The sequence below is a fragment of the Paraburkholderia sabiae genome, from assembly GCF_030412785.1.
Classification (GTDB): Bacteria; Pseudomonadota; Gammaproteobacteria; order Burkholderiales; family Burkholderiaceae; genus Paraburkholderia; species Paraburkholderia sabiae.
In genome coordinates, this window is the sequence record NZ_CP125295.1 from 920,382 (window position 1) to 932,883 (window position 12,502).

A 12,502-nucleotide genomic window follows, 5' to 3' on the forward strand; every position below is an offset into this window, starting at 1 on the left:
GGTGCCCGGGGCGTGCGACGCCCGCTGGCAAGTCCGCCGTTTCGTTTTTCATGATCGAACTACGCAATCTTTCACAGCGTTTTCCAGGGCCACGGGGCTGGGTCGAAGCGCTGCACAACGTCAATCTGTCGATTCCTCAAGGCGAGGTGTTCGGCATCATCGGACGCAGCGGCGCGGGCAAGAGCACGCTGGTCCGCACGATCAATCTGCTGACGCGTCCGACGGAAGGCAATGTCGTCGTCGACGGCCTCGATCTCACGACGATGCCCGCCGCGCAACTGCGCGAGGCGCGTCGCGAAATCGGCATGATCTTCCAGCACTTCAATCTGCTGTCGTCGCGCACGGTGTTCGAGAACGTCGCGCTGCCGCTCGAACTCGCCGGCATGAAGCGCGCGGAAATCGAGGCGCACGTGCTGCCGCTGCTCGAACTGGTCGGCCTGTCGGCGCAGAAGGACCGCTATCCGTCGCAGATCAGCGGCGGACAGAAGCAGCGCGTCGGCATTGCGCGCGCGCTCGCGAGCAAGCCGAAAGTGCTGCTGTCCGACGAAGCGACCTCCGCGCTCGATCCCGAAACCACGCGCGCGATTCTCGATCTGCTCAAGCGCATCAACCGCGAGCTGAAGCTGACCATCGTGCTGATCACGCACCAGATGGAAGTGATCAAGCAGGTGTGCGATCGCGTCGCCGTGCTCGACAACGGCCGCGTGGTCGAAGAGGGCAAGGTCATCGACGTGTTCCTGCAGCCGCATCACGAAGTCACGCGAGCGCTGATCGGCGATGTGATCGCGCAGGAGTTGCCGCCCGCGCTGAAGGCGCGTGTCGCCGAGCGTCTCAAGACGGGCAGCGGCCATTTGCTGCGGCTCGCGTTCACGGGCTCAGGCGTCGATCAGCCGATTCTCTCGGAGACGATTCGCCGCTACGAACTGGACTTCAACATCCTGCACGGCCAGATCGACGAGATTCAGGGGCAGGCGTTCGGCTCGCTCGCGGTGCTCGCGGGCGGCGAACCGACGAAGGTGGCGCAGGCAATGACGTTCCTGCGCGAACAGGGCGTGGTGGTCGAGGAGTTGTCGTATGTTGAGTGAAATGTTCGATATGTTCGTGCAGTCGTTCTGGGAGACGCTGATCATGGTCGGCATCTCGGGACTGATCGGCGCGGCCGTCGGTCTGCCGCTCGGCGTCGCGCTCTATCTGACGGATCGCCAGGGCGTGATGCAGAACCTGCCGTTCAACCGCGCGATGGGCGTCGTCGTCAATGCGGTGCGCTCGGTGCCGTTCATCATTCTGCTCGTCGCGGTGATTCCGTTTACGCGTCTCGTGGTCGGTTCGTCGATCGGCACGGCGGCCGCTGTCGTACCGCTGACGATCGCCGCCGCGCCGTTCATCGCGCGGCTCGTCGAGACGGCGTTGCGCGAAGTCGATCGCGGGCTGATCGAAGCTGCGCAGGCGATGGGCGCGACTACGTCGCAGATCGTGTTCAAGGTGCTGCTGCCGGAATCGCTGCCGGGCATCGTTGCCGGTCTGACGATCACGTTCGTATCGCTGGTCGGCTATTCGGCGATGGCGGGCGCGATCGGCGGCGGCGGTCTGGGCGATCTCGGTATCCGCTACGGATATCAGCGTTTTCTGCCGGAAGTGATGGTGACGGTCGTCGTGATCCTGATCGTCTTCGTGCAGCTGGTGCAGTCGTTCGGGGATTGGCTCGTGCGTCGCCTGAGCCATAAATAAATAACATTTTCAAAGGTTTGGTCTTATGCAACGTCGTTTCATTCTCAAGCTGGCAGCCGCGTTTAGCGCAGTGACGCTGTTCGGCGCATCGCAACTTGCGTTCGCCGACGAATCGATCAAGGTCGGCGTGACGGGCGGCCCGCACGCGCAACTGATGGACGTCGTGAAGACGGTCGCGGCGAAGAACGGCCTGAACATCAAGGTCATCGAGTTCTCGGACTACGTGCAGCCCAACGCGGCGCTCGCGGGCGGCGACCTCGACGCGAACAGCTACCAGCACGATCCGTATCTGCAGGCGCAGGTGAACGACCGCGGCTACAAGCTGATCAAGATCGCCGATACGGTGACGTTCCCGATGGGCATCTACTCGAAGAAGATCAAGACGCTGGCCGAGTTGCCGAACGGCGCGAAGATCGCCGTTCCGAACGATCCGACCAACGGCGGCCGCGCGTTGCTGTTGCTGCAGAAGCAGGGCTTGATCAAGCTGCGCGCCGACGCGGGCCTGAAGGCGACGCCGCTCGATATCGCCGAGAACCCGAAGAAGCTGAAGATCGTCGAACTCGACGCAGCGCAGATTCCGCGCTCGCTCGGCGACGTCGACGCAGCGGCCATCAACACGAACTTCGCGATGGAAGCCGGTCTGAAGCCTAAGCAGGACGCAATCGCGATCGAAGATCCGAAGGGTCCGTACGTGAACATCATCGCGATCCGCGAGTCGGATCGGAACAAGCCGTGGGTGGCGAAGCTGATCTCGGCTTACCACTCGCCGGAAGTGAAGCAGTACATCGAGAGCAAGTTTGGCGGCGCGGTGATCGCGGCCTGGTGAACTTTGGTTGAAGGCCGGTTGAATCGCGTGGACGCCGCTGGCGTTCATGCGATTGCTCAGACTTATCGGTGAGAACCCGGACTTGGCCTCCGGGTTTTTTCCGGTTTAGAATAGCACGACCGTTCGCTATTTCCGTCATCCTGTCGGGGAGCGATATCCTCAATACCAAGCAATCCCGGAGCGGCTGCCGCAGAGGCTATCGCTATAATGTCCGTCGGGTTGACGTATTCGTAACTTTGGAGCGTGTGCATGAAAATCCTGGTGCCAGTCAAGAGAGTGGTTGACTACAACGTGAAGGTCCGCGTGAAGTCGGACAACACGGGTGTCGACATTGCCAATGTGAAGATGTCGATGAATCCGTTCGACGAAATCGCCGTCGAAGAAGCCGTGCGTCTGAAGGAAGCGGGCGTGGCGACGGAAGTGATCGCCGTGTCGGCAGGCGTGACGCAATGTCAGGAAACGCTGCGCACGGCGCTGGCAATCGGCGCGGATCGCGCGATCCTGATCGAATCGAATGAAGACCTGCAGCCGCTGGCTGTCGCGAAGCTGCTGAAGGCGCTGGTCGACAAGGAACAGCCGCAGCTCGTCATTCTTGGCAAGCAGGCCATTGATGACGACTCCAACCAGACCGGCCAGATGCTGGCTGCTTTGGCGAATCTGCCGCAAGCGACGTTTGCATCGAAGGTTGTTGTGGCTGACGGCAAGGCAACCGTAGCGCGTGAAGTCGACGGCGGTGCGGAAACGCTGTCGCTGAAGCTGCCCGCAGTCGTGACGACCGATCTGCGCCTGAACGAGCCGCGTTATGTGACGCTGCCGAACATCATGAAGGCGAAGAAGAAGCCGCTCGAAACCGTGAAGCCGGAAGACCTGGGCGTCGATGTCACGCCGCGTCTGAAGACGCTGAAGGTCAGCGAGCCGCCGAAGCGCTCGGCTGGCGTGAAGGTGGCCGACGTGAAGACGCTGGTCGAGAAGCTCAAGACCGAAGCCAAGGTGCTTTGATTTCTACGGGCACATGGAGACGAATGAAATGACGATTCTGGTAATTGCTGAACACGACAACGCGGCGCTCAAGGCAGCGACGCTGAATACGGTCGCTGCCGCGCAGAAGATCGGTGGCGACGTGCATGTGCTGATCGCTGGTCACAACGCGCAAGGTGCTGCTGATGCGGCTGCGAAGGTGGCGGGCGTGGCCAAGGTGCTGCTGGCTGACGCGCCGCAACTGGCCGAAGGTCTCGCGGAAAACATCGAGGCGACGGTGCTGAACATCGCGAAGGATTTTTCGCACATCCTCGCGCCCGCTACGGCCTACGGCAAGAACATCGCGCCGCGTATCGCCGCGAAGCTCGACGTCGCGCAGATCAGCGACATCACGGCAGTCGATTCCGCCGATACGTTCGAACGCCCGATCTACGCAGGCAATGCGATCGCGATCGTGCAATCGGCTGACCCGATCAAGGTCATCACGGTTCGCTCGACGGGTTTCGATCCGGTAGCAGCGGAAGGCGGCAGCGCATCGGTCGAGAAGATCGAAGCGGCGGCTGACTCCGGCATCTCGCAGTTCGTGAGCCGCGAAGTGACGAAGCTCGACCGTCCGGAACTGACGTCGGCGAACATCATCGTGTCGGGTGGTCGGGGTCTGGGTAGCGGCGAGAACTACAACAAGGTTCTCGAGCCTCTGGCGGACAAACTCAACGCAGCGATGGGCGCGTCGCGCGCAGCTGTCGATGCGGGTTATGTCCCGAACGATTATCAGGTCGGTCAAACCGGCAAGATCGTCGCGCCGCAGCTGTACATCGCGGTCGGCATCTCGGGTGCGATCCAGCACTTGGCAGGCATGAAGGACTCGAAGGTTATCGTCGCGATCAACAAGGACGAAGAAGCGCCGATCTTCAGCGTCGCGGATTACGGTCTGGTTGGCGATCTGTTCGCCGTCGTGCCCGAACTGGTGAAGGAACTCGGCTGATCGAACGACGCGCCGTCTGAGGGCGCGCGACACCAGGAAAGAGGCGCGAGGATGAAACATCCAGCGCCTCTTTTTTCATTTGAGCCAGGGAGGAGACACACCATGAGCTACACGGCACCCATCAAGGACATGATGTTCGTGATGCAGGAACTGGCCGGACTGGACGATATCGCTGCGCTGCCCGGACTCGAGGAAGCGAACGCCGATACCGCACAGGCCGTGCTCGAAGAATCCGCGAAGCTGTGCGGAGAAGTGCTGGCGCCGTTGAACGTCGAAGGCGACCGCAATCCGAGTAGCTGGAAGGACGGTAAGGTCACGGCGACGCCCGGTTTCGCCGATGCGTTTCGCCAGTTCTCCGCGGGTGGTTGGCAAGGCGTGCAGCACCCGGTCGAATACGAAGGGCAGGGGCTGCCGAAGCTGATCGCGACGGCGTGCATCGAAATGCTCAATGCGTCGAATCTGTCGTTTGCTTTGTGTCCGTTGTTGACGGATGGCGCTATTGAAGCGTTGCTCACCGCTGGCAGCGGAGCGCAAAAGCAGACCTACGTGCCCAAGCTGATCTCCGGCGAATGGACGGGCACGATGAACCTCACCGAGCCGCAAGCCGGCTCCGATCTCGCGATGGTACGCACGCGTGCCGAGCCGCAAGGCGATGGTTCGTACAAGGTGTTCGGCACGAAGATTTTCATCACGTGGGGCGAGCACGATATGGCGGACAACATCGTGCACTTGGTGCTCGCGCGCACGCCCGATGCGCCCGAAGGCGTGAAGGGCATTTCGCTGTTCCTCGTGCCGAAGTTTCTTGTGAACGAAGACGGCTCGCTCGGCGAGCGCAACGACGTGCATTGTGTGTCGATCGAACATAAGCTCGGGATCAAGGCGAGCCCGACTGCTGTTCTGCAGTTCGGCGATCATGGTGGCGCAATCGGTCAGCTGATCGGCGAAGAGAATCGCGGCCTTGAATACATGTTCATCATGATGAACGCGGCGCGGTTTGCGGTCGGCATGCAGGGCGTGGCCGTCGCGGACCGTGCGTATCAGAAGGCCGTCGCGTATGCGAAAGAACGCGTGCAGAGTCGTCCCGTCGATGGTTCGGCGAAGCAGGCCGTGTCGATCATTCATCATCCGGACGTACGGCGCATGCTGTCGACGATGCGTGCGCTTACGGAAGCCTCACGTTCGCTGGCGTATGTCGCCGCATCGCACAGCGACGTCGCGCATCATCACGCCGACGAAGCGAAGCGCGCCGAGCACCTGGCGATCTACGAATACCTGGTGCCGATCGTGAAGGGCTGGAGCACGGAGCTTTCCGTCGATGTGGCGAGCCTCGGCGTGCAGGTGCACGGCGGCATGGGTTTCATCGAGGAAACGGGTGCGGCGCAGTACTACCGCGACGCACGCATCCTGCCGATCTACGAAGGCACGACGGCGATTCAGGCAAACGATCTTGTTGGTCGAAAGACTTTGCGCGATGGCGGCGCGGTCGCAAGCAAGCTGCTCGCGGGCATCGCAGAGACCGTCGAAGCTCTGAAGCAGCAGAAGGGCGCAGCCTTCGAGTCGATGCAAAAGCATCTGTCGCGTGGACATGATGCGTTGCAATCGACGGTGGCGTTCGTCGTCGCAAATGCGAAGAGCGATCCGAACGCAGTGTTCGCAGGCAGCGTGCCGTATCTGAAGCTCGCGGGGATCGTGCTGGGCGGCTGGCAGATGGCGCGCGCGATGCTCGCTGCACAAGAAAAGCACGCGAGCGATCCGTCGTTCTACGGCGCAAAAATCGCAACTGCGCAATTCTTTGCGGAACACGTGCTGTCGCAGGCCGTAGCGCTCGAAGCATCGATTACCAGCGCAAAAGGTGGCGAAGGCGTGCTGGCGCTACACGAAGACCAGTTCTAACAAGACGACACACAAGCAGCAAACAAAAACGGCGCCCAAGGGCGCCGTTTTCACATCGAAACTCAGTAAAACGAATCAGGCATAAGCCGGACGCGTCTGACCCGCCGTTTCGCCGAGATAGCGATGCACCGACAGATCGCCCGATTGAATCGCCGGACGCTTGCCCGAGATCAGATCGGCGAGCAGTTGACCCGAACCGCACGACATCGTCCAGCCGAGCGTCCCATGTCCCGTGTTCAGGAACAGGTTCGACACGGGCGTGCGGCCGACGATGGGGGTGCCGTCCGGCGTCATCGGACGCAGACCCGTCCAGAACGTCGCCTTCGACGTATCGCCGCCGCCCGGGAACAGGTCGTTGACGCACATTTCGAGCGTTTCGCGGCGCGCCTGCTTCAGCTTCTTGTCGAAGCCGACGATCTCGGCCATGCCACCGACGCGAATCCGGTCGTCGAAGCGCGTGATTGCGATCTTGTACGTCTCGTCGAGCACCGTCGACACGGGCGCGGACTTCGCATCGACGATCGGTGCCGTGATCGAGTAGCCCTTGAGCGGATACACGGGAATCTTGACAATGTCCGCGAGGAACTTCGTCGAGTACGAGCCGAGCGCGACGACGAAGCTGTCCGCACGCACGATTTCACCGCCGCACTTCACGCCGGCGATGCGGTCGCCTTCCATCGCGAGTGCGTCGATCGGCGTGTTGTAGCGGAACTTGACGCCCAGTTGTTCGGCGAGCGCGGCGAGGCGCGTCGTGAACAGCTGGCAGTCGCCCGTTTCATCGCCCGGCAGACGCAGGCCGCCCGTCAGCTTGTGCGACGTCGCGGCGAGCGCCGGTTCGGCACGCGCGAGATCGGCGGGCATCAGCAGTTCGTACGGCACATTCGCTTCCTCGAGCACGGCGATGTCCTTCGCCGCGCCGTCGAGTTGCTGTTGCGTGCGGAACAGCTGCAGCGTGCCACCCGTGCGGCCTTCGTACTTGATGCCCGTTTCGGCGCGCAACGCTTGCAGGCAGTCGCGGCTGTATTCGGCGAGACGCACCATGCGGCCCTTGTTGACGGCATAGCGCGCGGACGTGCAGTTCTGCAGCATCTGCCACATCCACTGAAGCTGGAATTGCGTGCCGTCGAGCCGGATGGCGAGCGGCGCGTGTTTCTGGAACATCCATTTGACGGCCTTCAGCGGCACGCCCGGTGCCGCCCACGGCGCAGCGTAGCCAGGCGAGATCTGGCCGGCGTTGGCGAAGCTCGTTTCGAGCGCAGGGCCAGCCTCGCGGTCGATTACCGTGACTTCGTGACCCGCGCGCGCAAGATAATAGGCGCTCGTTACCCCAACGACGCCACTGCCCAGAACGACGACTCGCATAGCTGCTCCATAAAGGTCTAAAGGCTCGCGGCTTGGTGGGAAACCTCGTGCATCGCGATTTTGTTCGATTGACGAGGTGATATGCCGGATACCCAGTGTTAACCGCTATACTATTTGCGTCGGGGTAGGTTTTGTTATCGTATTTTTGGGATTTTCAGTAAATACCATGCGTACACAGCGTCATCCCGTGCGAGCGCTCGACAAGCTCGATCACAAGATCCTGAAAATCCTTCAGATCGACGGCCGGATCGCGATGAAGGAGTTGTCCGAGCAGGTGGGGCTGTCGGTGACGCCGTGCATCGAGCGCGTCAAGCGCATGGAGCGCGACGGCGTGATCACCGGCTACCACGCGCGCGTGAATCCCGCGGAGCTGGGCGCGGCGCTGCTGGTGTTTGTCGAGATCACGCTGGATCACAAAAGCGGCAACATGTTCGACCAGTTCCGGCGCGAAGTGCAGAAGATTCCCGAGGTGCTCGAATGTCATCTGGTGTCGGGCGACTTCGACTATCTGATCAAGGCGCGCATCGGCGAAATGGCCGACTACCGGAAACTGCTCGGCGACATCCTGCTGCAACTGCCCGGCGCGGTGCAGTCGAAGAGCTATGTCGTGATGGAAGAAATCAAGGAAACACTGACGATCGCCGTTGGCGAATGACGCGCCCGGCAAGCCTCGTCAGACACTGAACCGGCCCTCAAACTCACGCTCGACAAAAGCCGTAAATACTGTATATTTATACAGTATTCAGCGTTGCTTTTGACGTGTGCCGTGACCGACTACGACCGAGACATTCCCGAATATCCGATCGCGCCGCCTGCTCCGCGCAAAGGGCGGGGCGCGATCACGAATTTGCAGGGCCGCTATGAAGTCGATCAGCGCGAGGCGATCGACGACGGCTGGATCGCGCCGTCGGAAGAGGAAAGCGGCCGTCCCGCGCTGCGTACGCAAGTGTTCGAGGAGCGTGCGAAGAGCATCCTTACGCACAACCAGTCGCCGGATATTCCGTTCGGCGTGTCGCTGAATCCTTATCGCGGGTGTGAACACGGCTGCATCTATTGTTTCGCGCGGCCTACGCATAGCTATCTCGGCTTGTCGCCGGGGCTCGACTTCGAGAGCCGGATCTACGCGAAGGTCAACGCGCCCGAGTTGCTCGCTCGCGAGATGGCGAAGAAGTCATATGTGCCGGAGCCGATCGCACTCGGCGTGAATACGGATGCGTGGCAGCCCGCCGAACGCGATCTGCAACTCACGCGGCGCGTGATCCAGGTGATGAGCGATCACAATCAGGCGTTCGCGGCGATCACGAAGAACTCGCTGATCGAGCGGGACATCGACTTGCTGGCGCCGATGGCGGAGAAAGGGCTGATGATGGCGGCGATCACCATCACGACGCTCGACGCCGACATCGCCCGCACGCTCGAACCGCGCGCTGCGACGCCCGCACGGCGGCTGAGAGCGATCCGTGCGTTGAGCGAGGCGGGCATTCCTGTGGGCGTCAGCATCGCCCCCGTGATTCCGTTCGTCACGGATCAGGACATGGAGCGTGTGCTCGAAGCCTGCGCGGAAGCGGGCGCAACCAGCGCGAGCTACATCGTGCTGCGTTTGCCGTGGGAAGTGGCGCCGCTCTTCAAGGGCTGGCTGGACGCGCATTTCCCCGACCGCGCCGAGCGCGTGATGAACCGCGTGCGCGATATGCGCGGCGGCAAGGACTACGACTCGTCGTTTTCGACGCGTATGAAAGGCGAGGGGCTATGGGCCGATCTGCTGAAGCATCGCTTTGCGAACGCGGTTCGGCGGCTTGGATTGAATGCGCGCAATCACGGCATTCTCGACATGTCGCACTTCCGTCGCGTCGAGCAGGCTAAACCCGCCGCGCCGGCAAGCTCGTCTCAGATGAGTCTCTTCTGACTCTGAGCGGGCGCTTATTGTGAGATCGCTTTCGCGGCTTCGACCTGAGACTCGAAGTACGTCTGGAACGATAGCGCGAGCCCAGTCATCAACAGGAAGGCGCCGATCAGCAGCGAAAAGATCACGACGAAGATGACAGTCCAGCCGGAGCGGCTTTGCTGCTCTGTGTGCGCATTGAACTGGGCGTCCCATTTTTCATCGGGGCGAAGGCCGTAGACGATCGCCGCGAGGAATGCGGCCAGCATCGACACGGCGCCTGGAAACGCGAGCACCCAGCCCATGATCGCGGTACGCTCAGTAGCGGCGAGCAGCATGAAACCCGGAATGCCGATGATCGTGCCGACGAGATGCGCCCAGCCCCAGACGTCGCGGAGGCCATACAGATAGAAGCGGTGTGCCCCGAGCGTGCCAAAGAAGAAAGCGAGCGCGGCGGTAAGGGTCTTCGAGCGAAAGCGCGAGTTATGCGTAGCGACAGTGGCCATGAACGTGAGCGACAGGATGACGGATGGCTTGCGATGGCTGCGCATCCGACGCACAGCCGACGCGCATTCTACGCCGCCCGCTTAGCGTGCGGCACGTGTCGCTGCTTATGCCGGGAGCCTGGCCAGACCGATGAGCCGTACCGCTGCTGTCCTGCATGGAATCCCGGCGGCGCACACGACGTGGCGTCGGCGCGACGGTCTCGCGAGCACCGCAAGAAGCCGCCTCGTGAAGTGCTTCACGGCTTTCCCAGAGGGGTTGTTCGGACGATTTGGGCGTCGGATGAAGCAGAATTTAAGCGCTGGCTCCGCGCTGATGCTTCAGTTTATCCCGCTAAGTGTTTGTTGTGATTTTGGTTTCGGGATATAATCGCGTGTTTCAGTAGTTTCGAACCCCGGTTTTCAAGGATTCTAGTATGGTCATCATCCGCTTGGCTCGTGGCGGCTCGAAGAAGCGCCCGTTCTACAACATCGTCGCAACCGATTCGCGTAGCCGTCGTGACGGCCGCTTTATCGAGCGCGTTGGTTTCTACAACCCGGTCGCAACGAAGGGCGAGTCGCTGCGTATCGCTCAAGACCGCCTGACGTACTGGCAAGGCGTTGGCGCGCAACTGTCGCCGACGGTTCAGCGTCTGGTGAAGGAAGCGCAAAAGGCGCAACCGGCTGCGTAATTGCAGTTTTAAGGTACATCGTCGGCTCGTGCAGCAGTGGTTCTGTGCGAGTCTGAGATGTGCAAGTTTGACGTATGCAGGCTTGAGGTTCGCTGATGTCGGAGCGTGATTCGGGTAGTTCAGGTCGCGCGAAGGCGAAAACGCAGCCTGGCGCGAAGGCGTCATTCGGCGCGTTCGTCCGCAAGCCGGTCGAGAAGGTCGTAGCGAATGCCGCAGAAGCGCAGGAAGCTCGCGCTGAATCGGCGGAAAGCTGGCCGGACGATGCAGTCGAAGTCGGCGCGATCGTCGACGCATACGGTCTCAAAGGTTGGGTGAAGGTGGCCGCGCACGCGGACGCCGGTCATGGCGGCGACGCCTTGCTCAGCGCCAAACGCTGGTGGCTCGAGAAGGGCCGCGAGCGTAAGTCGGCGCCCCGCCTGCAGTCGAAGGTTCACGGCGACAGCATCGTTGCGCAACTGGGAGGCACTGCCGACCGCGATGCTGCGTTTGCGTTGCGCGGTCACCGCGTCTACGTACGCCGCAGCGATTTCCCTGCGCTCGGAACCGACGAATATTACTGGGTCGACCTGCTGGGCCTCGATGTTTTCAACGAGGCAGGCGTCGAACTCGGCAAAGTGGCAGATCTGATCGACAACGGTGCGCAGTCGGTGTTGCGCATCGAGTATCCGGCTACTGGCAAAGACGGCAAGCCGGTCACCGGCGAGCGCTTGATCCCGTTCGTCGGCGTCTATGTCAAAACGGTGGATCAGGCGGCGAAGAAGATCATCGTCGACTGGGAAGCCGATTACTAAAACGTTCGCTTCACGGAGAGAGCGATGCAGTTCGATATCGTTACGCTCTTTCCTGAAATGTTTCGCGCGCTGACCGACTGGGGTATCACGAGCCGGGCGGCGAAGCAGGAGCGTTATGGTTTGCGCACGTGGAATCCGCGCGATTTCACAACCGACAACTACCGCACAATCGACGATCGCCCGTACGGCGGCGGCCCCGGCATGGTGATGCTGGCCAAACCGCTGGAAGACGCGATCGACGCCGCGAAAGCGGCGCAGGCGGAGCAGGGCATTGGCGGCGCACGTGTCGTGATGATGTCGCCGCAAGGCGCCACGCTCAATCACGACAAGGTCATGCGCTTTGCCGCCGAACCTGGTCTGATCCTGCTGTGCGGCCGCTATGAGGCGATCGATCAGCGTCTGATCGATCGTGTCGTCGACGAAGAAGTCAGCCTCGGCGACTTCGTGCTGTCGGGCGGCGAGTTGCCGGCCATGGCGTTGATCGATGCCGTCGTGCGACATCTGCCGGGCGTGTTGAACGACGCACAATCGGCGGTGCAGGACAGTTTCGTCGATGGGTTGCTGGATTGCCCGCACTACACGCGTCCCGAGGAATACGACGGTGTGCGTGTGCCCGATGTGCTGCTCGGTGGCCATCATGCGGAAATCGAGCAATGGCGGCGGCGCGAAGCTCTGCGCAACACGTTGCACAAGCGGCCCGATCTGATCGTTCAGGCCAGAAAGAACAAGTTGTTGAGTCGCGCCGACGAGACGTGGCTCACAAATCTCGCGAAGGAAGCATCGAAGTCTTAAAGCTTCGGGCGACGTCGTGAGATCCAGGCGGAACCGTCCATGCGTGGCCGGTTCCTGATGTGAACCCATCCTCTATCGGGGCCGTAGCCGG

The 12,502-nt window shown here is 61.6% G+C and carries 13 protein-coding genes; 11 read left to right on the forward strand and 2 right to left on the reverse strand.

The genetic code is table 11. The annotated features are described in order from the left end of the window. Positions 1–50: 50 nt before the first annotated feature. From QEN71_RS04160 to QEN71_RS04185, 6 genes are all read left to right on the forward strand, one after another. Positions 51–1,085 (forward strand): methionine ABC transporter ATP-binding protein, encoded by a 1,035-nt coding sequence (locus QEN71_RS04160; protein WP_201653276.1) that lies wholly within the window; start codon positions 51–53, stop codon positions 1,083–1,085. Continuing rightward, the gene (locus QEN71_RS04165; RefSeq protein ID WP_201653278.1) at positions 1,075–1,728 is read left to right on the forward strand and encodes a methionine ABC transporter permease; all 654 of its coding nucleotides are present in this window, start codon (positions 1,075–1,077) and stop codon (positions 1,726–1,728) included. The genes QEN71_RS04160 and QEN71_RS04165 overlap by 11 nt, the downstream gene beginning before the upstream one ends. A gap of 25 nt (positions 1,729–1,753) precedes the next feature. Then, positions 1,754–2,554, forward strand: a complete 801-nt coding sequence (locus QEN71_RS04170) for a MetQ/NlpA family ABC transporter substrate-binding protein (protein WP_201653281.1) — start codon at positions 1,754–1,756, stop codon at positions 2,552–2,554. Between the two features lie 249 nt (positions 2,555–2,803). Continuing rightward, positions 2,804–3,553 carry an electron transfer flavoprotein subunit beta/FixA family protein gene (locus QEN71_RS04175; protein ID WP_201653284.1) on the forward strand — a complete coding sequence of 250 codons (750 nt, stop codon included), beginning with the start codon at positions 2,804–2,806 and terminating at the stop codon, positions 3,551–3,553. A gap of 28 nt (positions 3,554–3,581) precedes the next feature. Beyond that, positions 3,582–4,517: an electron transfer flavoprotein subunit alpha/FixB family protein gene (locus QEN71_RS04180; RefSeq protein ID WP_201653287.1), complete on the forward strand. Its 936-nt coding sequence runs from the start codon at positions 3,582–3,584 to the stop codon at positions 4,515–4,517. 102 nt (positions 4,518–4,619) lie between these two features. Next, positions 4,620–6,410 carry an acyl-CoA dehydrogenase gene (locus tag QEN71_RS04185; RefSeq protein ID WP_201653290.1) on the forward strand — a complete coding sequence of 597 codons (1,791 nt, stop codon included), beginning with the start codon at positions 4,620–4,622 and terminating at the stop codon, positions 6,408–6,410. Between the two features lie 75 nt (positions 6,411–6,485). On the opposite strand, the gene QEN71_RS04190 is transcribed toward QEN71_RS04185, so the two are convergent. Then, positions 6,486–7,772: a D-amino acid dehydrogenase gene (locus QEN71_RS04190; RefSeq protein WP_201653293.1), complete on the reverse strand. Its 1,287-nt coding sequence runs from the start codon at positions 7,770–7,772 to the stop codon at positions 6,486–6,488. A gap of 166 nt (positions 7,773–7,938) precedes the next feature. On the opposite strand from QEN71_RS04190, the gene QEN71_RS04195 reads away from it, so the two are divergent. Both QEN71_RS04195 and QEN71_RS04200 read left to right on the forward strand, forming a co-directional pair. Continuing rightward, a complete protein-coding gene (locus QEN71_RS04195) occupies positions 7,939–8,427 on the forward strand; it encodes an Lrp/AsnC ligand binding domain-containing protein (protein ID WP_201653296.1) in 489 nt (162 codons plus the stop codon). 111 nt (positions 8,428–8,538) lie between these two features. Then, on the forward strand, positions 8,539–9,678 hold the full coding sequence (locus QEN71_RS04200) for a PA0069 family radical SAM protein (RefSeq protein WP_201653299.1): 1,140 nt from the start codon (positions 8,539–8,541) through the stop codon (positions 9,676–9,678). Between the two features lie 14 nt (positions 9,679–9,692). Here QEN71_RS04200 and QEN71_RS04205 read toward each other — a convergent pair whose 3' ends face one another. Continuing rightward, the gene (locus QEN71_RS04205) at positions 9,693–10,160 is read right to left on the reverse strand and encodes an NINE protein (RefSeq protein WP_201653405.1); all 468 of its coding nucleotides are present in this window, start codon (positions 10,158–10,160) and stop codon (positions 9,693–9,695) included. A gap of 413 nt (positions 10,161–10,573) precedes the next feature. Here QEN71_RS04205 and rpsP point away from each other — a divergent pair, with 413 nt between their 5' ends. The 3 genes from rpsP (at position 10,574) to trmD (ending at position 12,411) form a co-directional block, all read left to right on the forward strand. Further along, positions 10,574–10,828: a 30S ribosomal protein S16 gene (gene rpsP, locus QEN71_RS04210; protein WP_012400178.1), complete on the forward strand. Its 255-nt coding sequence runs from the start codon at positions 10,574–10,576 to the stop codon at positions 10,826–10,828. A 95-nt stretch (positions 10,829–10,923) separates the two neighbouring features. Next, positions 10,924–11,619 (forward strand): ribosome maturation factor RimM, encoded by a 696-nt coding sequence (gene rimM, locus QEN71_RS04215; RefSeq protein ID WP_201653302.1) that lies wholly within the window; start codon positions 10,924–10,926, stop codon positions 11,617–11,619. Between the two features lie 24 nt (positions 11,620–11,643). Then, complete coding sequence (gene trmD, locus QEN71_RS04220) at positions 11,644–12,411, forward strand: tRNA (guanosine(37)-N1)-methyltransferase TrmD (RefSeq protein ID WP_201653305.1); 768 nt, start codon at positions 11,644–11,646, stop codon at positions 12,409–12,411. Positions 12,412–12,502: the final 91 nt, after the last annotated feature.